The following is a 22906-nucleotide window of genomic DNA, read 5'->3' as shown; positions in this document are numbered from 1 at the left end:
ATGACAGCGACTATAAAGCTCGGCCAATTGGCCGAGTTCCTCGGCGCCACACTGCGTGGCGACCCGGAGAAAGAAATTACTGGGCTAGCCACTTTGCAAGAGGCTGGCCCAGCTCAGTTGAGCTTTCTCGCAAACCCCCAATACCGTAAGTACCTGGCTGACAGCCGGGCTGCAGCCTTGTTGCTGAAGGCCGCTGATGCTGAAGGTTTTGCAGGTAATGCGCTGGTGGTGCCTGATCCGTATCTGGCCTACGCGCGGGTTTCCCATCTGTTTGATCCCAAGCCCAAGGCGTCTGCCGGTATTCACCCGACAGCCGTTGTGGCAGCGGATGCAGTGGTCGACCCTGCGGCGAGCATCGGTGCCTTTGCGGTGATCGAAAGCTGTGCGCGTATTGCTGCGGGGGTGACCGTTGGCGCGCACTGCTTCATCGGTGCCCGCTGCGAGATTGGCGAGGGCGGCTGGCTGGCCCCGCGGGTTACGTTGTACCACGACGTGCGTATCGGCAAGCGGGTAGTGATTCAGTCGGGTGCCGTACTCGGTGGCGAAGGTTTCGGTTTTGCCAACGAGAAAGGTGTCTGGCAGAAGATCGCCCAGATCGGTGGTGTCCTGGTCGGTGACGATGTGGAAATTGGCGTAAATACCGCTATCGATCGCGGTGCACTGGCCGATACCGTTCTGGGTAACGGTGTGAAACTCGACAATCAGATTCAGATCGCCCACAACGTCCAGGTTGGTGATCACACCGCCATGGCCGCGTGCGTGGGGATCTCCGGCAGCACCAAAATCGGCAAGCATTGCATGCTCGCCGGTGGCGTAGGGCTGGTGGGGCATATCGAAATTTGCGACAACGTATTTATCACCGGGATGACCATGGTGACCCACTCGATTACGGAAAAGGGTTCCTATTCTTCCGGTACGGCGATGCAACCAGCAGCCGAATGGCGCAAAAGCGCGGCCCGTATCCGTCAGCTCGATGACATCGCGCGGCGTCTGCGACAGCTGGAAAAGCGAGTAGGGGAAGTGACCCCTGACGGTAATGCTTCATCAGATGGCTGATACCATTTCCATATCAAGTGTGCACAGCCGCTAGACTGCCTCCTTGATTTGCTAGAGGGGTGCGCGTCAGTCGCGCGCTCCCAATCTTTACATAGGCTTCCCCCCCGAAATGATGGACATCAACGAGATTCGCGAATACCTGCCTCACCGTTACCCGTTCCTGCTGGTGGACCGAGTCGTGGAACTGGATGTGGAAGGCAAGCGCATTCGCGCCTACAAGAATGTCAGCATCAACGAACCGTTCTTCAATGGTCACTTCCCTGCGCATCCAATCATGCCGGGCGTGTTGATCATCGAAGCGATGGCTCAGGCTGCCGGTATCCTTGGCTTCAAAATGCTCGACGTGAAGCCCGCCGACGGCACGCTTTACTACTTCGTCGGTTCCGACAAGCTGCGTTTTCGCCAGCCCGTCACCCCTGGCGATCAGTTGATCCTCGAAGCCCGCTTCATCAGCTGCAAGCGCCAGATCTGGAAGTTCGAGTGTCAGGCTTCGGTCGATGGCAAGCCAGTCTGCTCCGCTGAAATTATCTGCGCGGAACGCAAACTATGAGTTTGATTGACCCTCGCGCAATCATCGATCCGACGGCCATCCTGGCTGACGGCGTCGAGGTCGGCCCCTGGTCGATCATCGGCGCAGGTGTGGAAATCGGCGAGGGGACAGTGATCGGGCCGCATGTGATTCTCAAAGGCCCGACCCGAATCGGTAAGCACAACCGCATCTACCAGTTTTCTTCGGTAGGCGAGGACACGCCCGATCTGAAATACAAGGGTGAAGAAACCCGTCTGGTCATCGGTGACCACAACGTCATCCGTGAAGGCGTGACGATTCACCGTGGGACCATTCAGGACCGTTCTGAAACGACCCTGGGCGATCACAATCTGATCATGGCCTATGCCCACATCGGCCACGACAGTGTCATCGGCAACCACTGCATCCTGGTCAACAACACCGCGTTGGCGGGCCATGTGCACGTTGAAGACTGGGCGATTCTGTCCGGTTTTACCCTGGTTCATCAGTATTGCCATATCGGCGCCCACAGCTTTTCCGGTATGGGCACCGCCATCGGCAAGGATGTCCCGGCGTACGTCACTGTGTTCGGCAACCCGGCCGAAGCCCGCAGCATGAACTTCGAAGGCATGCGTCGTCGCGGCTTCAGCGAAGATGCGATCCACGCGCTGCGTCGTGCCTACAAAGTGGTTTACCGCCAGGGGCTGACGGTCGAACAGGCGCTCGCCGAACTGGCCGAACCGTCGGCCCAGTTCCCGGAAGTCGCGGTATTCCGTGATTCCATCCAGTCTTCGACCCGTGGCATCACTCGTTAATCATGGCTAATCTGCGTATTGCGCTGGTGGCGGGTGAGGCTTCCGGTGACATTCTGGGCGCTGGTCTCATGCGCGCACTCAAGGCTCAGCATCCGGCTGTCGAGTTCATCGGTGTCGGCGGTCCGCTGATGCAGGCTGAAGGCCTGACCTCGTATTTCCCGATGGAGCGCCTCTCTGTCATGGGCCTGGTGGAAGTGCTGGGCCGATTGCGCGAGCTGATGGCTCGACGCAAGAAGTTGATTGCGGACCTGATCGCCCAGAAGCCGGATGTGTTCATCGGCATCGATGCCCCGGACTTCAACCTCAATATCGAACTGAAGCTGCGTCAGGCCGGGATCAAGACCGTGCATTACGTCAGCCCGTCGGTTTGGGCGTGGCGGCAGAAGCGGGTGCTGAAGATTCGCGAAGGCTGCGACCTGATGCTGACGTTGTTCCCGTTCGAAGCGAAATTTTATGAAGAGAAGGGCGTGCCGGTGCGGTTTGTCGGGCACTCCCTGGCTGATGCTATCCCGCTTGAAGCGGATCGCGCTGCAGCGCGGGCTGAACTCGGCTTGCCAGACGGGCCGTTGGTTGCGCTGATGCCGGGCAGTCGCGGTGGCGAAGTCGGCCGTCTCGGTGCGCTGTTTCTCGATACCGCCCAGCGCCTGCGGGCCTTGCGCCCCGGCGTACGTTTCGTCATGCCGTGCGCCAGCCCTGAGCGCCGAGTGCAGCTGGAAGAATTGTTGGCAGGTCGCGATTTGCCATTGACCTTGCTCAATGGCAACTCCCATCTGGCCCTGGCAGCCTGTGACGCTGTGCTGATCGCCTCCGGCACCGCTACGCTTGAAGCGTTGTTGTACAAGCGGCCGATGGTGGTCGCTTACCGCTTGGCACCGCTGACGTTCTGGATTCTCAAGCGCATGGTGAAAAGCCCGTATATCTCCTTGCCGAACCTGCTGGCACAGCGCCTGTTGGTGCCCGAGTTGCTGCAGGACGACGCGACAGTTGAAGCCTTGGCCCAGACGCTGTCGCCACTGATCGAAGGCGGTGAAGAACAGACCCGCGGCTTCGATGAAATTCACCGTACCTTACGTCTGGACGCCTCCAATCAGGCGGCGGACGCGGTACTGAACCTGATCGGCAAAACACAATGAGCAAAGCAAGCACTCAGATGGGCCTGGACTTCACCCTGGTCGCCGAAGTTGAAGATCTGGTCGCAGGCGTCGACGAAGTCGGTCGCGGCCCGCTCTGCGGTGCGGTGGTGACAGCCGCGGTGATCCTCGATCCGAACCGTCCGATCCTGGGCCTGAACGATTCGAAGAAGCTCACCGAAGCCCGCCGCGAAAAGCTCTACGACGAGATCTGCGAAAAAGCCCTGAGCTGGTGCATCGCCCGGGCCGAAGTCGAAGAAATCGACGAGCTGAACATCCTTCACGCCACCATGCTGGCCATGCAGCGCGCAGTCGAAGGCCTGCACATCACACCGAAACTTGCGATGATCGACGGCAACCGTTGCCCGAAACTGTCCATGCGCGCCGAAGCGGTGGTGCAGGGCGACGGTAAGGTACCGGCCATCGCAGCCGCGTCGATTCTGGCCAAGGTCAGCCGCGACCGCGAGATGGCAGCGTTCGAGCTGATTTACCCGGGTTACGGCATCGGCGGCCATAAAGGCTACCCGACGCCCGTTCATCTGGAGGCGCTGGCCCGCTTGGGGCCAACGCCGATTCACCGCCGCTCCTTCGCCCCCGTACGTCTGGCGTACGAGGCTCGGGAAAACCTGATCGAGAGTTAGTCGCAAGGCTGATGTTTTTGCCAAGGCCCGGTACAATCCGGGCCTTGTTGTCTTCACGTTTCTAGACAGGATCACTATGCCGGCTTCATTCGTTCATCTACGCCTGCACACTGAGTATTCCCTGGTCGACGGTCTGGTGCGGATCAAACCGCTGGTCAAGACCCTGGTCGGTATGAACATGCCTGCCGTAGCGGTCACTGACCAGAACAATATGTGTTCCCTGGTCAAATTCTATAAAGCCGCCATGGGCGCCGGGATCAAGCCGATCTGTGGCGCCGACCTGTGGCTGTCGAACAAGGATCCGGATAACGCTCTGAGCCGGATCAGCCTGCTGGCGATGAACGCCGTGGGTTATCGCAACCTCACCGAACTGATCTCCCGCGGCTTCATCGACGGCCAGCGCAATGGCTCGGTCATCATCGAGCGTGAGTGGGTGGCCGAAGCCAGCGAAGGCTTGATCATGCTGTCGGCGGCGAAAGAAGGCGAGATCGGCCTGGCTATGCTCGGCGGCAACCCGGCCGAAGCCGAGACCCTGGCCCGCGAATGGATGGCGGTGTTCCCGGACCGTTTCTATCTGGAGATCCAGCGCACCAACCGCCCCTACGATGAGGAACAATTGCACGGCGCCGTGGCCCTGGCCGAGAAAATCGGTGCGCCGCTGGTCGCCACCAACGACGTGCGCTTCATCAAGCAGGAAGACTTCGCCGCTCACGAAACCCGCGTCTGCATCGGTGAGGGCCGCGCCCTTGACGATCCGCGGCGTTCGAAGAATTACAGCGATCAGCAATACCTCAAAAGCGCTGAGGAAATGGCCGAGCTGTTCAGCGACATTCCCGAGGCGCTGGCCAACACCGTCGAGATCGCCAAGCGCTGCAACATCGAAGTGAAGCTGGGCACTCACTTCCTGCCCAACTTCCCGATTCCTGATGGCATGACCATCGACGAGTATTTCCGCAAGGTCTCGTTCGACGGTCTGGAAGATCGCCTCAGCGTGCTACTGCCCAGGGACACCACCGAAGACTACGAAACCAAGCGCCAGGTCTATGTCGACCGGTTGAATTTCGAGCTGGATATCATCATCCAGATGGGGTTCCCGGGTTACTTCCTGATCGTTATGGACTTTATCCAGTGGGCCAAGAGCAACGGCGTGCCGGTCGGCCCTGGCCGGGGGTCGGGTGCCGGGTCGCTGGTGGCCTATGTGCAGAAGATCACTGACCTCGATCCGCTGGAATACGACCTGCTGTTCGAACGTTTCCTTAACCCGGAACGGGTCTCCATGCCCGACTTCGACGTCGACTTCTGCATGGACGGTCGTGACCGCGTGATCGACTACGTGGCCGAGAAATACGGCCGCAATGCGGTGAGCCAGATCATCACCTTCGGTTCCATGGCCGCCAAGGCTGTGGTCCGTGACGTGGCGCGGGTGCAGGGCAAGTCCTACGGTCTGGCGGATCGTCTGTCGAAGATGATTCCGTTCGAAGTCGGCATGACCCTGGAAAAAGCTTACGAGCAGGAAGAAATCCTCCGTGACTTCATCAAGGTCGATGAAGAAGCCGCGGAAATCTGGGAAATGGCCCGCAAGCTGGAAGGCGTTGTGCGTAACGTCGGCAAGCACGCCGGTGGTGTAGTAATCGCCCCGACCAAGCTGACGGACTTTTCGCCGATCTATTGCGACGAGGCCGGTGATGGTCTGGTAACCCAGTTCGACAAGGACGACGTTGAGGCTGCCGGTCTGGTGAAGTTCGACTTCCTGGGACTTCGGACGCTGACGGTCATCGACTGGGCGCTGAAAACGATTAACCGCGACCGCGCCAAGGTTGATGAGCCGCCGCTGGACATCGCTTTCATCCCGCTGGATGACAAGCCGACCTACCAGTTGCTGCAAAAAGCCGAAACCACGGCGGTGTTCCAGCTCGAGTCCCGGGGCATGAAGGAGCTGATCAAAAAGCTCAAGCCCGACTGCCTGGAAGACTTGATTGCACTGGTGGCCCTGTTCCGTCCGGGCCCTCTGCAATCGGGCATGGTGGATGACTTTATCAACCGTAAGCACGGTCGCGCCGAACTGGCGTACCCGCACTCGGACTACCAGTACGAAGGCCTTAAACCCGTATTGGCACCGACTTACGGCATCATCTTGTATCAGGAACAGGTGATGCAGATTGCCCAGGTCATGGCCGGCTACACCCTGGGTGGTGCGGACATGCTGCGTCGGGCCATGGGTAAGAAAAAGCCCGAAGAAATGGCCAAGCAGCGCGGCGGTTTCATTGAAGGTTGCACCGCTAACAATATCGACGCGGACCTGGCCGGTAACATTTTCGATCTGGTGGAAAAATTCGCCGGTTACGGCTTCAACAAGTCTCACTCCGCCGCTTACGGCCTGGTGTCTTACCAGACCGCGTGGCTGAAAACGCATTACCCGGCGCCGTTCATGGCGGCGGTGCTGTCGGCGGATATGCACAACACCGACAAGGTCGTGACCTTGATCGAAGAAATTCGCACCATGAAGCTGCGTCTCGACGCGCCGGATGTGAATACGTCGGAATTCAAGTTCACGGTAAATGACGAAGGCCGCATTATTTACGGCCTCGGCGCGATCAAGGGTGTGGGCGAAGGTCCGGTGGAAGCGATCACCGAGGCGCGTCGGGACGGGCCGTTCAAGGATTTGTTCGACTTCTGCGCCCGGGTCGACCTCAAGCGAATCAATAAGCGCACGCTGGACGGTTTGATCCGCAGCGGCGCACTGGATCGTCTGGGGCCTTATTTCCATGACGAACCGAAAGCCTACCAAGCGAGCATCGACCAGAACCGCGCCGTACTACTGAATGCGATGGAAGGGGCGATCAAGGCCGCCGAACAAACCGCACGCACCCACGACAGCGGTCACGCCGACTTGTTTGGCGGGCTGTTCGTCGAGGAAGACGCCGATGTCTACGCCAATCACCGCAAGGCCAAGGAGCTGACCCTCAAGGAGCGCCTGAAAGGCGAGAAAGACACCCTGGGCCTGTACCTGACCGGTCACCCGATTGACGAATACGAAGGCGAGATCCGCCGTTTTGCCCGTCAGCGCATCATCGACCTGAAGCCGGCTCGCGATACGCAAACCGTCGCGGGCATGATCATCGCCCTGCGGGTGATGAAGAACAAAAAGGGCGACAAGATGGGTTTCATCACCCTCGATGACCGCTCGGGACGAATCGAAGCTTCGCTGTTTGCCGAGGCGTTCCATTCGGCGCAATCGCTGTTGCAGACCGACGCGATGGTGGTGGTCGAAGGCGAAGTCAGTAACGACGATTTCTCCGGTGGGCTGCGGCTGCGGGTCAAGCGGGTGATGAGCATGGAAGATGCGCGCACCAATCTGGCCGAAAGCCTGCGCTTGAAGCTGCAGACCAAGGACCTCAAGGGCGATCAGCTACGCTGGCTGGGTGAGTTGTTCAAGCGTCACCGCGGTGCATGCCCGATCACCATGGAATACACGAGTCTCGATGCGAAAGCCTTGCTGCAGTTCGGCGAGACCTGGCGAATCGACCCGGCGGATGCTTTGATTCAAGCCCTGCGTGACCAGTTCGGGCGAGACAACGTCTTCCTCCAATACCGTTGACGGTCAGGTCCTATTGAAGGGGCCTGATCTCGACCTGAATCTTTAATCTCGACCTGAACGCGCCTCTCCCTTAAGGTAGGGCGCGAATAGACAACCGGCCGGCCCAAGCTCTCTTGGATGTCGACCCAAGACGGACGCCTATGAACCCGAATTTTCTAGATTTCGAACAGCCGATCGCCGACCTGCAAGCCAAGATCGAAGAGTTGCGCTTGGTCGGTAATGACAATTCGCTGAATATCGGCGATGAGATCTCCCGCCTGCAGGACAAAAGCAGCACGCTGACCGAAGACATCTTCGGCAAGCTGACCAGCTGGCAGATCGCGCGTCTGGCGCGTCACCCGAAACGTCCGTATACCCTGGACTACATCGAACACATCTTCACCGAGTTCGACGAACTGCACGGCGACCGTCACTTCTCCGACGACGCTGCGATCGTCGGTGGCATTGCCCGTCTGGACGATCAGCCGGTGATGATCATCGGTCATCAGAAAGGCCGTGAAGTGCGCGAGAAGGTTCGCCGCAACTTCGGCATGCCGCGTCCGGAAGGCTACCGCAAGGCGTGCCGCCTGATGGAAATGGCAGAACGTTTCAAAATGCCGATCCTGACCTTCATCGACACCCCGGGCGCCTACCCGGGTATCGACGCTGAAGAGCGCAACCAGAGCGAAGCGATTGCCTGGAACCTGCGCGTCATGGCGCGCCTGAAAACCCCAATCATCGCCACCGTGATCGGTGAAGGTGGTTCCGGTGGTGCTCTGGCGATTGGCGTTTGCGATCAACTGAACATGCTGCAGTACTCGACTTACGCGGTGATTTCGCCGGAAGGTTGCGCTTCGATTCTGTGGAAGACCGCCGAGAAAGCGCCGGACGCTGCCGAAGCCATGGGCATCACTGCCGAGCGCCTGAAAGGCCTGGGTATTGTGGATAAGGTGATCAGCGAGCCTTTGGGCGGTGCGCACCGTAATCCGGCCGCTGCAGCTGCATCGATCCGTGCCGAGCTGAGCTCGCAGTTGGCGATGTTGAAGAAGTTCGATAACGAAGCGCTGTTGGCTCGCCGTTACGAGCGTCTGATGAGCTACGGCCTCTGATCGATCGCTCCTGCATCACCCTGTAGGAGCAAGGCTTGCCCGCGATTGGGACGCCTCGGTTTAACAGACCGACCGCGTTATCGTTCATCGCGAGCAAGCTCGGCTCCTACAGGTTATGGTGCGTTCATGACTCTTTACTCAACGCTTCTCAAGCAACTTGCACCCTGGCGCAATGCTTCAACCTGGTGCATCGCCTTCTCCGGTGGCCTCGACTCCACCGTTCTGCTGCACCTTCTCGTACACCTCGCAAAAACCGAATCCTTGCCGGCGCTAAACGCCATCCACGTCCATCACGGCCTTCAGGCTGCGGCTGATGCGTGGCCGGATCATTGTCAGTCGGTCTGCGATGCTCTGGATGTGCCGCTGAAAGTTGTTCGCGTGCAGGTCCAGCCCGGCGCCAGCCTTGAGCGTGCAGCCCGGGATGCGCGATATGCCGCGTTCATCGAGGCGACTCAGGCCAATGAAGTGTTGATGACCGCCCAGCACCGTGACGATCAGGCAGAAACCCTGTTGTTTCGGATGTTGCGTGGGGCGGGGGTGAGGGGATTGTCGGGGATGCCACGCCATCGCCCGCTCGGTAAAGGGCAGCTGCTTCGGCCATTGCTCGATGTCACGCGGGCTGAACTTGAAGCCTATGCGGCCGAGCATCGGCTGAACTGGATCGAAGACCCTTCGAACCAGGATCGACAGTTCTCGCGTAATTACCTGCGGCATCAGGTTTTCCCTGTATTGACTGAGCGCTGGCCGCAAGCGCTGGCGACCATGGCCCGCAGCGTTGCACATCTGAGTGAAGCGCAGGGATTGCTCGATGAGCTTGCGCAAATCGACCTGGCTGGCGCCAGCACTGCCAACGACTTTGATTGGCTGGGATTGCCGTCCCTGGAACTGGGGGCATTGGAAACGCTGTCCGCTGCTCGTCAGCGTAATGCGTTGAGTCATTGGCTCGAACCGCTGACGCGACTGCCGGACAGTGACCATTGGTCGGGTTGGGAGGATTTACGCGATGCCACCGGCGATGCCCGCCCGATCTGGCGGCTGGCGGATGGCGAACTGCATCGGGCGGGCGGACGTATCTGGTGGTTGTCCGGTAGCTGGTTGCGCACGCCGCCCGCCGTCGGAAATTGGCCTGATCCCTCGCTATCGCTGGTGTTGCCGGACAACGGTGTGATCACACTCACCGGCCAAATCCCCGATGGTCCGCTGCATATCCGCTATCGTGAGGGTGGTGAGGTCATGAGTCTGCCCGGTCGCGGCCACCGCGATCTGAAGCGATTGCTCAACGAAAGCGGCGTGCCGGGTTTCGCCCGTGGCAGATTGCCGCTGCTCTATCGAGGCGAGCAATTGCTGGCGGTGGCCAACCTGCGGGGCTTGGACGGCAGTGCAAAGGAGCATTGGAATTTGCATTGGCAGCCACCGAACGAAGATCAAGGTTTGAGCTGAAAGGGGCTTTCCGGTAGACTACGCTCCCTTCTTGATACAACTTCTGTGGATTCGCCTGAATTGCAGGAGTTGCCGATTACCAAGCAGTCTTTGCTGGGCGATTCCAAAAAATGTGTAGCGAGCAACGTACCGGTGTTTCATCTTCCGGTCTGTCCCAACGCGGCGGTTTTTTTGAAAGGTGCACTGTGATTAATGCAGGTGATCGGGGGCTTCGGCCTTCCTTCGCTTTCCCCGGCGGCTCGGACCGCTTTAACGCAGACTTCTAGGGTTTTTCATGACGCGCTACATATTCGTCACGGGCGGTGTTGTTTCTTCATTGGGGAAAGGCATCGCATCGGCTTCATTGGCGGCCATCCTGGAGGCGCGGGGACTTAAGGTCACCATGCTGAAGCTGGACCCGTACATCAACGTTGACCCGGGCACCATGAGCCCGTTCCAGCACGGTGAAGTGTTCGTCACCCATGACGGCGCCGAGACCGACCTGGACCTGGGCCACTACGAGCGGTTCATCCGCACGACCATGACCCAGAACAACAACTTCACCACTGGCCGTGTCTACGAACACGTCCTGCGCAAAGAGCGCCGTGGTGATTACCTGGGCGCCACCATTCAGGTGATCCCGCACATCACCGACGAAATCAAGCGCCGGATCATCAAGGGCGCCGGCGATGCTGACGTGGCCATGGTCGAGATCGGTGGCACCGTGGGTGACATCGAGTCCCAGCCGTTCCTCGAAGCGATCCGTCAATTGCGTTTCGAAGTCGGCGCCAAGCGCGCGATGCTGATGCACCTGACGCTGGTGCCGTACATCGCCACTGCCGGCGAAACCAAAACCAAGCCAACCCAGCACTCGGTCAAGGAACTGCGTTCCATCGGCCTGCAGCCTGACGTGCTGGTCTGCCGTTCCGATCACCCGATCGACATCTCCTCGCGTCGCAAGATCGCGCAGTTCACCAACGTTGAAGAACGTGCGGTGATTGCGCTGGAAGACGCCGACACCATCTACAAGATCCCGGGCATTCTGCACTCCCAGGGCCTGGATGATTTCGTTGTCGAGCGTTTCGGCCTGCAATGTGGCGGTGCCGATCTGTCCGAGTGGGAAGCCGTGGTCGACGCCAAGCTCAACCCTGAGCATGAAGTCACCATCGCCATGGTCGGCAAGTACATGGAACTGCTGGACGCCTACAAGTCGCTGATCGAAGCGATGAGTCACGCAGGCATCAGCAACCGCACCAAGGTCAACCTGCGCTACATCGACTCCGAAGACATCGAAAACCAGGGCACTGCGCTGCTGGAAGGTGTCGACGCGATTCTGGTACCCGGCGGCTTCGGTCTGCGTGGCGTGGAAGGCAAGATCACTGCCGTTCAATACGCTCGCGAAAACAAGGTTCCGTACCTGGGCATCTGCCTGGGCATGCAAGTGGCCGTGATCGAGTTCGCTCGTAACGTGCTGGGCTGGAAAGACGCAAACTCCACCGAGTTCGATCGTGCCAGCGGTCATCCGGTCGTGGGTCTGATCACCGAGTGGGAAGATGCCACCGGCGCCGTTGAAACCCGTACCGAAACGTCCGATCTGGGCGGCACCATGCGCCTTGGCGCTCAGGATTGCCTGCTGGAGCCAGGTTCCCTGGTGCACGATTGCTACGCCAAGGACGTGATCGTCGAGCGTCACCGTCACCGCTACGAAGTGAACAACAACCTGCTGCCGCAAATCATGGAAGCCGGTCTGAAAATCACCGGTCGTTCCGGTGATGGCGCCTTGGTAGAAGTGGTTGAAGCCCCGGATCATCCATGGTTCGTCGCTTGCCAGTTCCACCCTGAGTTCACCTCGACACCACGCGACGGTCACCCGTTGTTCAGCGGTTTCGTTAAAGCAGCTTTGGTTCAACACCAGAAGAAGGCGTAAATCCGATGGCCCAGAAGATCATCCGCGTAGGCGATATCGAGATTGCCAACGACAAGCCAATGGTGCTTTTCGGTGGTATGAACGTGCTGGAAAGCCGCGACATGGCGATGCAGGTCTGCGAAGAATACGTAAAGGTCACCGAGAAACTCGGTATCCCTTACGTGTTCAAGGCCAGCTTCGACAAGGCCAACCGTTCCTCCGTGACCTCTTACCGTGGCCCCGGCCTGGAAGAGGGCATGCGGATTTTCCAGGACATCAAGCAAGCGTTCGGCGTGCCGATCATCACCGACGTCCACGAGCCTGATCAGGCCGCGGTCGTCGCTGAAGTCTGCGATATCATCCAGCTGCCGGCCTTCTTGTCGCGCCAGACCGACCTGGTGGTCGCGATGGCCAAGACCGGCGCGGTGATCAACATCAAGAAAGCCCAGTTCCTCGCACCTCAGGAAATGAAACACATCCTGAGCAAGTGCGTGGAAGCGGGTAACGATCAGTTGATCCTCTGCGAGCGCGGTTCGAGCTTCGGCTACAACAACCTGGTCGTCGACATGCTCGGCTTCGGCATCATGAAGCAGTTCGAATACCCGGTGTTCTTCGACGTGACCCACGCGCTGCAAATGCCTGGCGGTCGCTCCGACTCCGCCGGCGGTCGCCGGGGCCAGGTCACCGATCTGGCAAAAGCCGGTATGAGCCAGTCGTTGGCCGGTCTGTTCCTCGAAGCTCACCCTGACCCGGACAACGCCAAATGCGACGGCCCTTGCGCCTTGCGTCTGGACAAACTGGAGCCATTCCTGGCCCAGCTCAAAGCTTTGGACGAACTGGTGAAGAGTTTTCCGACGGTAGAAACCGCGTAATCCTCGTTTCTCCGGTAAAGTACCGCACGAATTAATGCTCAGGCCCTCGGGCCTGGGCCTTATCGTCAGCAAGTCTGCCCGCTGCACATCACTTGCCGGCGATACAAGATTTCCTTCAGCTGCGTCGTTTTCGTCAACTTTGGAGTGTTTACAACAATGGCAAAAATCGTCGACATCAAAGGTCGTGAAGTTCTCGACTCCCGTGGCAACCCCACCGTGGAAGCGGACGTGCTTCTCGATAACGGCATCATCGGTAGCGCTTGCGCGCCGTCCGGTGCTTCCACTGGCTCGCGTGAAGCGCTCGAGCTGCGTGATGGCGACAAGAGCCGTTACCTGGGCAAGGGCGTACTCAAAGCCGTCGCGAACATCAACGGTCCGATTCGCGACCTGTTGTTGGGTAAAGACCCAAGCGACCAGAAAGCCCTGGATCACGCGATGATCAAGCTCGACGGTACTGAAAACAAAGGTTCCCTGGGCGCCAACGCGATCCTCGCCGTTTCCCTGGCAGCAGCCAAGGCAGCAGCACAGGACCAGGACCTGCCGCTGTACGCTCACATCGCCAACCTGAACGGCACCCCGGGTGTTTACTCGATGCCGGTTCCGATGATGAACATCATCAACGGTGGCGAGCACGCCGATAACAACGTCGACATCCAGGAATTCATGGTTCAGCCGGTTGGCGCCAAGTCTTTCTCGGAAGGCCTGCGCATGGGCACCGAGATTTTCCATCACCTCAAAGCCGTTCTGAAAGCCCGTGGCTTAAGCACTGCTGTCGGTGACGAAGGTGGTTTCGCGCCGAACCTGGCCTCCAACGAAGACGCTTTGAAAGTGATCTCCGAAGCCGTGGCCAACGCCGGTTACAAGCTGGGCACCGACGTGACCCTGGCACTGGACTGCGCGGCCAGCGAGTTTTACGAAGACGGTAAATACAACCTGTCCGGCGAAGGCCAGGTATTCACCGCTGAAGGTTTCGCCGACTACCTGAAAGGTCTGACCGAGCGTTATCCGATCATCTCCATCGAAGATGGCCTGGACGAATCCGACTGGGCTGGCTGGAAAATCCTCACCGACAAAATCGGCGAGAAGGTTCAGCTGGTAGGCGACGACCTGTTCGTAACCAACACCAAGATCCTGAAAGAAGGCATCGATAAAAAGATCGCCAACTCGATCCTGATCAAGTTCAACCAGATCGGTACCCTGACCGAAACCCTGGAAGCCATCCAGATGGCCAAGGCCGCTGGTTACACTGCCGTAATCTCGCACCGCTCCGGCGAAACCGAAGATTCGACCATTGCCGACCTGGCTGTGGGCACTGCGGCTGGCCAGATCAAAACCGGTTCCCTGTGCCGTTCCGACCGCGTTTCCAAGTACAACCAACTGCTGCGTATCGAAGAGCAGTTGAATGGCAAAGCCAAATACAACGGCCGCAGCGAATTCCGCGGCTGATCGCTAGATGATAAAAAGACACCGGATTGTGTCGGAAAAAATCGCTGCAGCGATGGATTTGCCACTAATCTGATGCCTTATTAGCACAAGCCTGGTTTTTCCAGGCTTCGTGCTATCAGACGCTTCAAAGTTTTGGCATGGCTGTCTTTTTTCACTGGATACCTGATATTCGATGCGCAGTCCCAATTGGTTGTTCCTCGTCTTGCTCCTGCTGCTGGCTGGCCTGCAATACCGCCTGTGGGTGGGTAATGGCAGTCTGGCGCAAGTGGCCGAACTGACTCAGCAGATCGCAGATCAACACGCTGAGAACGAGGGGCTGCTCGAGCGCAATCGGGTGATGGACGCTGAAGTCAGTGAGTTGAAAAAGGGCATGGAGACCGTTGAAGAACGGGCCCGCCATGAGCTGGGCATGGTCAAGGACGGTGAAACCCTTTACCAGTTGGCCCAATGATTCAGTCGTTACCGGCCTTCTGGGCCGTGATTCCTGCCGCGGGCGTCGGTGCCCGTATGGCCGCGGACCGTCCCAAGCAATACTTGCAACTGGGCGGGCGCACTATTCTCGAACACAGCCTCGGCTGTTTCCTTGATCATCCTTCCCTGAAGGGGTTGGTGGTCAGTCTTGCTGTTGATGATCCTTATTGGCCGAACCTGGCGTGTGCTTGCGATCCGCGTATTCAGCGGGTTGAAGGCGGCTCCGAGCGCTCCGGGTCGGTACTCAATGCGTTGTTGCATTTGCACGCGCAAGGCGCTGACGATGAGGATTGGGTGTTGGTTCACGATGCCGCGCGGCCGAATCTGAGTCGTGATGATCTGGACAAGTTGCTGGGTGAACTCGCAGATGATCTGGTAGGTGGACTGCTGGCGGTTCCGGCACGCGATACCCTCAAACGGGTCGACAAACACGGTCGTGTGGTCGAAACCGTGGATCGCAGTGTGATCTGGCAAGCCTATACGCCGCAGATGTTTCGCTTGGGTGCGTTGCATCGGGCGTTAGCCGACAGTCTGGTGGCCGACGCCGTCATCACCGACGAAGCCTCGGCCATGGAGTGGGCAGGCCTGGCGCCGCGCCTGATCGAAGGTCGGTCCGACAACCTCAAGGTCACGCGCCCTGAGGACCTGGAATGGCTGAGACAGCGGTGGGCCAACCGCCGCTGATCCACCTTTGGATCTGTGGTGCCCCGATCGCGAGCAAGCTCGCTCCCACAGGGCTCTATGGCGTTTACAAGATTTGTGTTCGACCCCGGTCACTGTGGGAGCGAGCTTGCTCGCGATAGCGGTAGTACTGACAACCGACATCTTACTGGCACGCCGGCACCTTCCTAGCTTCGATACTCCGGCCGTTCGGCCAGCCCTTCCTTCAAGTAGTCCACTAACTTGCGCACCTTGGGCGACAGATGCCGTTGCTGCGGATAAAGCGCCCACACGGCGGTGTTCGGTGGTTGATGCGCGTCCAACAGTGAAATCAGTTCGCCGTTTTTCAGATGCTCCAGGACGTAATAGTCCGGCAGCTGACACAAACCCACGCCCTGCAACACGGCATCCAGCACCGCTTGCCCACTGTTGCAGCGCCAGTTTCCCTGCACTCGCTGGGAAAATTCCCGCCCGTTCTGTTCCAGTTGCCACATGTCCGAGCTGCCGATGAGGCAGTTGTGGCGGCTTAGTTCCGACAAGCTATGCGGGCGACCATACCGTTCCAGGTAGGACGGCGATGCGCACAGGTACATCCGCCGTGGCGCCAGACGCGCCGCCACCAGCCGCGAGTCCTGCAGGCGACCGAGGCGGATTGCCAGGTCCAGGCCTTCATGCACGAGGTCGAGTTGGCGATTGCTCAATTCAATGTCGATGCGCAGTTGCGGATACAACCCCATGAATCGCGTCACCAGCGGCACGATGAATCGTTCGCCGTACGCCACAGCGCAGGTCATGCGCAGCATGCCTTTGGGTTCGCTGGTCAGGTCACCCACCGCTCGCAGTGCTTCTTCTCGACCATCCTGTAAACGCTGGCAATGTTGCAGAAAGGTTTGCCCGGCCTCGGTCAAAGTGACCCGGCGGGTGCTGCGGTAAAGCAGGCGCGTTTGCAGCCGCTCTTCAAGGCGTACTATTTGTCGACTGATGTGGGAGGACGAAACCCCAAGGCGTTCCGCGGCAGCCGTGAACTGGAGGCACTCGGCCACGGCGACGAACTCGTCGATACCTTCCCAGCGGTTTTCGGACATCAAGGATTATCCCTGTATGGCAATAATGTTTTGCTTTTGTCCGGATTATTCACCGTCAGGCGGTGTATTACACTCCCTGTCTCGTTTTTATTAACCGGAGAATCCACATGATCAAGTCGCGCGCTGCCGTTGCCTTCGAGGCCAAGAAACCCCTCGAGATCGTTGAAGTCGATGTCGCCATGCCCAAGGCCGGTGAAGTTTTGCTGCGCGTGGTTGCCTCCGGAGTCTGCCATACCGACGCCTACACGCTGTCGGGCGCGGACCCGGAAGGTATCTTCCCGTCGATCCTCGGTCACGAAGGTGGCGCGGTGGTTGAGGCGATTGGTGAGGGCGTGACCTCCGTCGCAGTCGGCGATCATGTGATCCCGCTGTACACCCCGGAATGCCGCCAGTGCAAATTCTGTCTGTCGGGCAAAACCAACCTGTGTCAGGCGATTCGCGCGACTCAGGGTAAAGGCCTGATGCCGGATGGCACTTCGCGCTTTTCCTACAAAGGCCAACCAATTTTCCACTACATGGGGACGTCGACGTTCTCCGAGTACACCGTGCTGCCGGAAATCTCCGTCGCCAAAATTCCAAAAGAAGCGCCACTGGAAAAAGTCTGCCTGCTGGGCTGCGGTGTCACCACCGGCATCGGTGCAGTCCTCAATACCGCCAAGGTAAAACCAGGTGATACCGTCGCCATTTTCGGCCTCGGCGGCATCGGTCTGTCGGCGGTGATCGGCGCCGTCAAAGCCAAGGCTGCGCGGATCATCGCCATCGACATCAACCCGGCCAAATTCGAGATCGCCAAGCAGTTGGGTGCAACCGATTGTGTGAACCCGAAAGATTTCGATCGTCCGATCCAGGAAATCATCGTCGATATGACCGACGGCGGCGTCGACTTTTCCTTCGAGTGCATCGGCAATGTGCAATTGATGCGTGCCGCACTTGAGTGCTGCCACAAGGGTTGGGGCGAGTCGGTGATCATCGGTGTTGCCGGTGCCGGCCAGGAAATCGCCACCCGTCCATTCCAGCTGGTGACCGGTCGCGTCTGGCGCGGTTCGGCATTTGGCGGTGTGCGTGGTCGCACCGAGCTGCCGAGCTATGTCGAGATGGCTGAAACCGGCGAAATCCCGCTGGATACTTTCATCACCCACACGATGGGCCTGGAAGATATCAACAAGGCGTTCGACCTGATGCATGAAGGCAAGAGCATCCGTTCCGTCATCCATTTCTGAGGTCGGTCATGAGCCTGGAAAATATCTCCTGCCAGAAAAGCTTCGGTGGCTGGCACAAACGCTATCGGCACCGCTCCGATGTGCTCGGCTGCGACATGGTGTTCGCCGTGTACCTGCCGCCGCAAGCGGAGCAGGGCGGCAAGTTGCCGGTGCTGTACTGGTTGTCCGGCCTGACCTGCACCGACGAAAACTTCATGCAAAAGGCCGGTGCCATGCGCATGGCCGCCGAGCTGGGGCTGATCATCGTTGCTCCGGACACCAGCCCTCGCGGCCCCGATGTGCCGGGTGATCCGGATGGCGCCTGGGACTTCGGTCTCGGTGCCGGGTTTTATCTGAATGCCACGCAGGAACCCTGGTCCCGCCACTATCGGATGCATGACTATGTCGTGCAGGAATTACCGACATTGGTTGAGGCTCATTTCCCGGCATCGGACAAGCGCGGTATCAGCGGTCACTCCATGGGAGGCCACGGTGCGCTGGTCTGCGCGTTGCGTAATCCGGGGCGTTATCAGTCGGTGTCGGCGTTCTCGCCAATCAACAATCCGATGGATTGCCCGTGGGGCCAGAAAGCCTTTTCCCGTTACCTGGGCGAAGACCGATCGAAGTGGCGCGAATGGGATGCCTGCGCGTTGATCGCCGAGGCACACGAGAAGCTGCCGCTGCTGGTCGACCAAGGTGATCGCGACGATTTCCTCGCCACCCAGCTCAAGCCTGAAGCGTTGCAACAGGCTGCCAAATTGGCCGGTCATCCGCTGACGTTGCGCTTGCAACCTGGCTACGACCACAGCTATTTCTTCATCGCCAGTTTCATCGACGACCACTTGCAACATCATGGACGCGCCCTAGGCGTCTAATGCAGGTAGAATCACGCCCTGACAAAAATCGGGGCGTTTTTTTATGCGTATTGGCCACGGCTATGATGTGCACCGTTTCGCTGAAGGCGATTTCATTACTCTGGGCGGCGTGCGCATTGCACACGGCTTCGGGCTGCTCGCTCACTCCGACGGTGACGTCCTGCTGCACGCCTTGAGCGATGCCTTGCTCGGCGCCGCTGCGCTGGGTGATATCGGCAAGCATTTCCCGGACACCGACCCGACATTCAAGGGCGCCGACAGCCGTGTGCTGTTGCGTCATGTCGTCGCACTGATCCACGCCAAGGGCTGGAAAGTCGGCAACGTCGATAACACCATCGTCGCCCAAGCCCCGAAAATGGCCCCGCATATCGAATCGATGCGCGCGCTGATTGCCGCGGATCTTCAAGTTGAGTTGGATCAAGTGAACGTGAAAGCTACCACCACCGAAAAGCTCGGCTTTGTCGGTCGCGAAGAAGGCATTGCCGTGCATTCCGTTGCCTTGTTGCTGCGCGCATGAACGAGGCGCAATTGCTCGGCCCGCGGGCCTATGGTGACGCTCTCGGCACCGCGGTACTGAAAGCCACGGCGGAAGATTTTCAGGTCGACGAAGTGCTCAATATCCCCCTCAGTGGCGACGGCGAACACTTGTGGATCTGGGTGGAAAAGCGCGGTCTGAATACCGAAGAAGCGGCACGGCGGATCGCCAAGGCCGCGGGCGTGCCATTGCGCACCGTCAGTTACGCGGGCCTCAAGGATCGTCAGGCGCTGACTCGCCAGTGGTTCAGCGTGCAGCTGCCGGGCAAGGCTGATCCTGATCTGTCGGCGGCGCAAAACGATACGCTGAAAATCCTCAAGACCGGTCGGCACAAGCGCAAGCTGCAACGCGGTGCCCACTCGGCCAATGGCTTCACGTTGCGACTGACGCAATTCGCGGGCGACAAAGCGGCGATCGAGGAGCGTCTGCAACTGATCGCCAAGCAAGGTATTCCCAATTATTTCGGTGCCCAGCGTTTTGGGTTTGACGGCGGCAACGTGGTCGATGCCCGCGCATGGGCGGCGCGTAAAGCCTTGCCGGAGCAGCGCAACGTGCGTTCGCGTCTGCTCTCTACGGCGCGCAGTTTTCTGTTTAATCAGGTGTTGGCGGCGCGTGTCGCCGATGGCAGCTGGCAGCGTGCTCAGGTCGGCGATCTTCTGGCCTTCACCGATAGCCGCAGCTTTTTTCCAGCCGGTGAAGCGGAATGCAGCGACCCGCGTCTGGCGATTCTCGATCTGCACCCGACCGGTCCGCAGTGGGGCGAAGGTGACTCGCCGGCGACTGGCGCTGTCCATGAACTGGAGCAGGCAATCGCCACTCGCGAAGCGGACTTGCGTGATTGGTTGATTAACGCCGGAATGAGCCACGAACGTCGCATCCTGCGGCTGCCCATTGGTGGGTTGACGTGGCATTATCCCGAGCCTGACATTCTGCAACTGGAATTCGTCCTCCCGGCCGGATGCTTCGCCACTGTATTGGTGCGCGAGCTCGTTGATCTGGTGCCGGTGGGGCAGACGGACAGCTCATGCGTATTCTGATTTCTAACGACGATGGGGTAACCGCACCCGGTCTCGCCGCGCTTTATGCTGCGCTGGCGGATTACACCGAATGCGTGGTTATCGCCCCGGACCAAGACAAAAGCGGCGCCAGCAGCTCGCTGACGCTCGACCGTCCGTTACACCCGCAAACCCTGGCCAACGGCTTTATCAGCCTCAATGGCACACCGACCGATTGTGTGCACCTGGGCCTCAATGGCTTGCTGGAACGCGAGCCGGACATGGTGGTTTCGGGCATCAACCTGGGCGCCAACCTGGGTGATGACGTGTTGTATTCCGGCACCGTGGCGGCGGCCCTTGAGGGACGTTTCCTGGCGCTTCCTTCGTTTGCCTTTTCGTTGGCCTCACGGCAAGTGGAGAACCTTCCCACAGCCGCGTACTTTGCGCGCAAACTGGTAGAGGCTCACGCGGACCTTGAACTGCCACCGCGTACGGTACTGAACGTGAACATTCCCAATTTGCCGCTGGACCACATCCGCGGTATTCAGCTGACCCGCCTCGGGCATCGCGCACGTGCTGCAGCGCCGATGAAAGTGGTCGATCCGCGCGGTAAATCCGGTTACTGGATTGCGGCGGCGGGCGATGCTGAAGACGGCGGCCCGGGCACCGATTTCCATGCGGTGATGCAGGGCTATGTTTCAATCACTCCACTACAACTGGATCGCACCTTCAATGATGCCTTCAGAAGTCTCGATGGCTGGCTGGAGGGGCTGCACTAATGGGTCGTGAACAAGACGATATGCTGCGTCGCGGCATCGGCATGACCTCTCAGCGGACTCGCGAGCGCCTTATTCAGCGGCTTTATGAGGAGGGGATTTCCAACGCCAAGGTGCTGGAAGTCATCCGCCGTACGCCGCGTCACCTGTTCGTCGACGAGGCGCTGGCCCATCGCGCTTACGAAGATACTGCGCTGCCGATTGGGCATAACCAGACCATCTCCCAGCCTTATATGGTGGCTCGCATGAGCGAGCTGCTGCTGGAGGCAGGTCCTCTCGACAAGGTGATGGAAATCGGCACCGGTTCGGGCTACCAGACGGCGGTGCTGTCGCAACTGGTCGAACGGGTATTTTCGGTCGAACGCATCAAGGTTTTGCAGGATCGGGCCAAGGAGCGCCTGGTGGAACTGAACCTGCGCAACGTGGTGTTCCGCTGGGGCGATGGTTGGGAAGGCTGGCCGGCACTGGCGCCGTACAACGGCATTATCGTGACCGCAGTGGCGACCGATGTACCTCAGGCGCTGCTTGATCAATTGGCGCCGGGAGGGCGGCTGGTGATCCCGGTCGGATCGGGGGAGGTTCAACAATTGATGCTGATCATCCGGGAAGAGCAGGGCTTTTCCAGGCGTGTTCTGGGGGCTGTTCGCTTCGTTCCGTTACTCAATGGGCCGCTCGCCTGAGCATTTGTTTCAGCGCGCTGAATTCTCTTCGATTGCTCCTGTCTTACAGCGGCACCGATCAGTTAAACGGGATTCATCGTCAGGCAGCAAACGTGTGCGCGAAGCCCTTTCGCTTCATTAAAGGTAAAGCCTGCACGGCCCGTTATACTTGCGACATTTCATGCCGGAACACGGCAATCCACATTTTCAGCCACCACAAAGGGAGCGGCGGGTGAGTCTCACAGTCATTGCGCAGCGAATGGGTAAAACGAGCTTTCAGCGCCTGGTGACTGGCTTTGTTTTGAGCACCTTGCTGGTAGGTTGCTCCAGCAACAAGTCGAGTGATGTGCGCGTCGTCGATCGCAACAATACCGTCGCCCAGCGTCCGGCAGTGACCACGGGTCAATACGTCGTCCGACCTAAAGACACCTTGTTCTCCATTGCTTTTCGCTACGGCTGGGACTACAAAGCCCTCGCGGCACGCAACAACATTCCTACGCCTTACACGATCCATCCGGGTCAGACGATTCGCTTTGACGGTCGAACCGGTTCAACGCCGACGCCGGTGGCCAGCTCCACCGATTCAACGCCTTCTTCGTCGCTGAAAACCACGGTTATCCGGCGCCAGACGAATGGCGCAACCACCAGCACAGCAGTGGTTGCACCGTCCGTCGCCAGCAAGCCGACCCCTGCTCCGATGCCTCCTGCCGGTCCGGCCCCGACCGGCTGGGGATGGCCATCTAATGGCATTCTCATTGGTAAATTCTCTTCAAACGGGAGTTTGAATAAAGGAATTGATATCGCCGGGGATTTGGGACAGCCTGTTTTAGCTGCGTCTGATGGGACGGTGGTATACGCCGGGAGTGGCTTAAGGGGCTACGGCGAATTAGTCATCATCAAACACAGCGATACCTACGTCAGTGCCTACGGACATAACCGCAGGCTGTTGGTTCGGGAGGGGCAGCAGGTCAAGGTCGGACAGACAATTGCCGAAATGGGGTCAACGGGAACAGACCGGGTGAAGCTGCATTTTGAGATTCGCCGGCAAGGTAAACCCGTAGATCCGCTGCAGTTCCTGCCACGTCGTTGATCGCTTTCCAGCCTGTTTCTTCACGTAGAGGGAACAGGCTCCAGCGTTGCCAAGGATAAAGGCGCCGCTTGAGCCTGAGGTC

The 22906-nt window shown here is 59.1% G+C and carries 21 protein-coding genes; 20 read left to right on the top strand and 1 reads right to left on the bottom strand.

What is annotated here, in order from left to right:
- The 13 genes from lpxD to ispD all read left to right on the top strand — a co-directional run bounded on the left by lpxD (nucleotide 1) and on the right by ispD (nucleotide 15634).
- On the top strand, nucleotides 1-1056 hold the full coding sequence (gene lpxD, locus ACYZT7_RS25985) for a UDP-3-O-(3-hydroxymyristoyl)glucosamine N-acyltransferase (protein ID WP_462038752.1): 1056 nt from the start codon (nucleotides 1-3) through the stop codon (nucleotides 1054-1056).
- 109 nt (nucleotides 1057-1165) lie between these two features.
- The gene (gene fabZ / locus ACYZT7_RS25980; RefSeq protein ID WP_017336708.1) at nucleotides 1166-1606 is read left to right on the top strand and encodes a 3-hydroxyacyl-ACP dehydratase FabZ; all 441 of its coding nucleotides are present in this window, start codon (nucleotides 1166-1168) and stop codon (nucleotides 1604-1606) included.
- Nucleotides 1603-2379 (top strand): acyl-ACP--UDP-N-acetylglucosamine O-acyltransferase, encoded by a 777-nt coding sequence (lpxA, locus tag ACYZT7_RS25975; RefSeq protein ID WP_262165811.1) that lies wholly within the window; start codon nucleotides 1603-1605, stop codon nucleotides 2377-2379. The genes fabZ and lpxA overlap by 4 nt, the downstream gene beginning before the upstream one ends.
- Before the next feature lie 2 nt (nucleotides 2380-2381).
- Nucleotides 2382-3512 (top strand): lipid-A-disaccharide synthase, encoded by a 1131-nt coding sequence (gene lpxB, locus ACYZT7_RS25970; RefSeq protein ID WP_462038751.1) that lies wholly within the window; start codon nucleotides 2382-2384, stop codon nucleotides 3510-3512.
- A complete protein-coding gene (gene rnhB / locus ACYZT7_RS25965) occupies nucleotides 3509-4150 on the top strand; it encodes a ribonuclease HII (RefSeq protein WP_282376959.1) in 642 nt (213 codons plus the stop codon). Before lpxB ends, rnhB begins: the two co-directional genes overlap by 4 nt.
- Before the next feature lie 76 nt (nucleotides 4151-4226).
- The gene (gene dnaE, locus ACYZT7_RS25960; protein ID WP_462038750.1) at nucleotides 4227-7748 is read left to right on the top strand and encodes a DNA polymerase III subunit alpha; all 3522 of its coding nucleotides are present in this window, start codon (nucleotides 4227-4229) and stop codon (nucleotides 7746-7748) included.
- Between the two features lie 140 nt (nucleotides 7749-7888).
- Complete coding sequence (locus ACYZT7_RS25955; RefSeq protein WP_008154040.1) at nucleotides 7889-8836, top strand: acetyl-CoA carboxylase carboxyltransferase subunit alpha; 948 nt, start codon at nucleotides 7889-7891, stop codon at nucleotides 8834-8836.
- 126 nt (nucleotides 8837-8962) lie between these two features.
- Nucleotides 8963-10276 carry a tRNA lysidine(34) synthetase TilS gene (gene tilS, locus ACYZT7_RS25950; protein WP_462038749.1) on the top strand — a complete coding sequence of 438 codons (1314 nt, stop codon included), beginning with the start codon at nucleotides 8963-8965 and terminating at the stop codon, nucleotides 10274-10276.
- Between the two features lie 274 nt (nucleotides 10277-10550).
- Nucleotides 10551-12182, top strand: a complete 1632-nt coding sequence (locus ACYZT7_RS25945) for a CTP synthase (RefSeq protein ID WP_462038748.1) — start codon at nucleotides 10551-10553, stop codon at nucleotides 12180-12182.
- A gap of 5 nt (nucleotides 12183-12187) precedes the next feature.
- The gene (gene kdsA, locus ACYZT7_RS25940) at nucleotides 12188-13033 is read left to right on the top strand and encodes a 3-deoxy-8-phosphooctulonate synthase (RefSeq protein WP_348124744.1); all 846 of its coding nucleotides are present in this window, start codon (nucleotides 12188-12190) and stop codon (nucleotides 13031-13033) included.
- Between the two features lie 156 nt (nucleotides 13034-13189).
- Nucleotides 13190-14479, top strand: a complete 1290-nt coding sequence (gene eno / locus ACYZT7_RS25935) for a phosphopyruvate hydratase (RefSeq protein WP_461965746.1) — start codon at nucleotides 13190-13192, stop codon at nucleotides 14477-14479.
- A 172-nt stretch (nucleotides 14480-14651) separates the two neighbouring features.
- Nucleotides 14652-14930, top strand: coding sequence for a cell division protein FtsB (gene ftsB / locus ACYZT7_RS25930; protein ID WP_008028992.1), 279 nt, complete (start codon nucleotides 14652-14654; stop codon nucleotides 14928-14930).
- On the top strand, nucleotides 14927-15634 hold the full coding sequence (gene ispD / locus ACYZT7_RS25925) for a 2-C-methyl-D-erythritol 4-phosphate cytidylyltransferase (protein WP_462038747.1): 708 nt from the start codon (nucleotides 14927-14929) through the stop codon (nucleotides 15632-15634). The genes ftsB and ispD overlap by 4 nt, the downstream gene beginning before the upstream one ends.
- Nucleotides 15635-15798: 164 nt before the next feature.
- Here ispD and ACYZT7_RS25920 read toward each other — a convergent pair whose 3' ends face one another.
- The gene (locus ACYZT7_RS25920) at nucleotides 15799-16695 is read right to left on the bottom strand and encodes a LysR family transcriptional regulator (protein WP_462038746.1); all 897 of its coding nucleotides are present in this window, start codon (nucleotides 16693-16695) and stop codon (nucleotides 15799-15801) included.
- 107 nt (nucleotides 16696-16802) lie between these two features.
- Between ACYZT7_RS25920 and ACYZT7_RS25915 the strand changes: the two genes are divergently transcribed.
- From ACYZT7_RS25915 to ACYZT7_RS25885, 7 genes are all read left to right on the top strand, one after another.
- A complete protein-coding gene (locus ACYZT7_RS25915) occupies nucleotides 16803-17915 on the top strand; it encodes an S-(hydroxymethyl)glutathione dehydrogenase/class III alcohol dehydrogenase (RefSeq protein ID WP_462038745.1) in 1113 nt (370 codons plus the stop codon).
- Nucleotides 17916-17923: 8 nt separating this feature from the next.
- Nucleotides 17924-18769: an S-formylglutathione hydrolase gene (gene fghA / locus ACYZT7_RS25910; protein WP_462038744.1), complete on the top strand. Its 846-nt coding sequence runs from the start codon at nucleotides 17924-17926 to the stop codon at nucleotides 18767-18769.
- Between the two features lie 43 nt (nucleotides 18770-18812).
- The gene (gene ispF, locus ACYZT7_RS25905; protein ID WP_010462780.1) at nucleotides 18813-19286 is read left to right on the top strand and encodes a 2-C-methyl-D-erythritol 2,4-cyclodiphosphate synthase; all 474 of its coding nucleotides are present in this window, start codon (nucleotides 18813-18815) and stop codon (nucleotides 19284-19286) included.
- Nucleotides 19283-20341 (top strand): tRNA pseudouridine(13) synthase TruD, encoded by a 1059-nt coding sequence (gene truD, locus ACYZT7_RS25900; protein ID WP_462038743.1) that lies wholly within the window; start codon nucleotides 19283-19285, stop codon nucleotides 20339-20341. The genes ispF and truD overlap by 4 nt, the downstream gene beginning before the upstream one ends.
- Nucleotides 20329-21078 carry a 5'/3'-nucleotidase SurE gene (gene surE, locus ACYZT7_RS25895; RefSeq protein ID WP_462038742.1) on the top strand — a complete coding sequence of 250 codons (750 nt, stop codon included), beginning with the start codon at nucleotides 20329-20331 and terminating at the stop codon, nucleotides 21076-21078. Before truD ends, surE begins: the two co-directional genes overlap by 13 nt.
- Nucleotides 21079-21119: 41 nt before the next feature.
- A complete protein-coding gene (locus ACYZT7_RS25890; protein ID WP_177318845.1) occupies nucleotides 21120-21755 on the top strand; it encodes a protein-L-isoaspartate(D-aspartate) O-methyltransferase in 636 nt (211 codons plus the stop codon).
- 211 nt (nucleotides 21756-21966) lie between these two features.
- Complete coding sequence (locus ACYZT7_RS25885) at nucleotides 21967-22824, top strand: peptidoglycan DD-metalloendopeptidase family protein (RefSeq protein WP_462038741.1); 858 nt, start codon at nucleotides 21967-21969, stop codon at nucleotides 22822-22824.
- Nucleotides 22825-22906: the final 82 nt, after the last annotated feature.

The organism is Pseudomonas sp. RT4P38 (assembly GCF_054897765.1).
This window is presented reverse-complemented; position numbering and strand designations above follow the sequence as displayed.

Bases quoted from the DNA above. Each gene is read 5' to 3' on its own strand.
- lpxA (WP_262165811.1), top strand. From the start codon at position 1,603: ATGAGTTTGATTGACCCTCGCGCAATCATCGATCCGACGGCCATCCTG.
- eno (WP_461965746.1), top strand. From the start codon at position 13,190: ATGGCAAAAATCGTCGACATCAAAGGTCGTGAAGTTCTCGACTCCCGT.
- fabZ (WP_017336708.1), top strand. From the start codon at position 1,166: ATGATGGACATCAACGAGATTCGCGAATACCTGCCTCACCGTTACCCG.
- rnhB (WP_282376959.1), top strand. From the start codon at position 3,509: ATGAGCAAAGCAAGCACTCAGATGGGCCTGGACTTCACCCTGGTCGCC.
- ACYZT7_RS25915 (WP_462038745.1), top strand. From the start codon at position 16,803: ATGATCAAGTCGCGCGCTGCCGTTGCCTTCGAGGCCAAGAAACCCCTC.
- ispD (WP_462038747.1), top strand. From the start codon at position 14,927: ATGATTCAGTCGTTACCGGCCTTCTGGGCCGTGATTCCTGCCGCGGGC.
- ACYZT7_RS25945 (WP_462038748.1), top strand. From the start codon at position 10,551: ATGACGCGCTACATATTCGTCACGGGCGGTGTTGTTTCTTCATTGGGG.
- surE (WP_462038742.1), top strand. From the start codon at position 20,329: ATGCGTATTCTGATTTCTAACGACGATGGGGTAACCGCACCCGGTCTC.
- ispF (WP_010462780.1), top strand. From the start codon at position 18,813: ATGCGTATTGGCCACGGCTATGATGTGCACCGTTTCGCTGAAGGCGAT.
- lpxB (WP_462038751.1), top strand. From the start codon at position 2,382: ATGGCTAATCTGCGTATTGCGCTGGTGGCGGGTGAGGCTTCCGGTGAC.
- ACYZT7_RS25955 (WP_008154040.1), top strand. From the start codon at position 7,889: ATGAACCCGAATTTTCTAGATTTCGAACAGCCGATCGCCGACCTGCAA.
- ftsB (WP_008028992.1), top strand. From the start codon at position 14,652: ATGCGCAGTCCCAATTGGTTGTTCCTCGTCTTGCTCCTGCTGCTGGCT.
- dnaE (WP_462038750.1), top strand. From the start codon at position 4,227: ATGCCGGCTTCATTCGTTCATCTACGCCTGCACACTGAGTATTCCCTG.
- tilS (WP_462038749.1), top strand. From the start codon at position 8,963: ATGACTCTTTACTCAACGCTTCTCAAGCAACTTGCACCCTGGCGCAAT.
- fghA (WP_462038744.1), top strand. From the start codon at position 17,924: ATGAGCCTGGAAAATATCTCCTGCCAGAAAAGCTTCGGTGGCTGGCAC.
- ACYZT7_RS25890 (WP_177318845.1), top strand. From the start codon at position 21,120: ATGACCTCTCAGCGGACTCGCGAGCGCCTTATTCAGCGGCTTTATGAG.
- truD (WP_462038743.1), top strand. From the start codon at position 19,283: ATGAACGAGGCGCAATTGCTCGGCCCGCGGGCCTATGGTGACGCTCTC.
- lpxD (WP_462038752.1), top strand. From the start codon at position 1: ATGACAGCGACTATAAAGCTCGGCCAATTGGCCGAGTTCCTCGGCGCC.
- ACYZT7_RS25920 (WP_462038746.1), bottom strand. From the start codon at position 16,695: ATGTCCGAAAACCGCTGGGAAGGTATCGACGAGTTCGTCGCCGTGGCC.
- kdsA (WP_348124744.1), top strand. From the start codon at position 12,188: ATGGCCCAGAAGATCATCCGCGTAGGCGATATCGAGATTGCCAACGAC.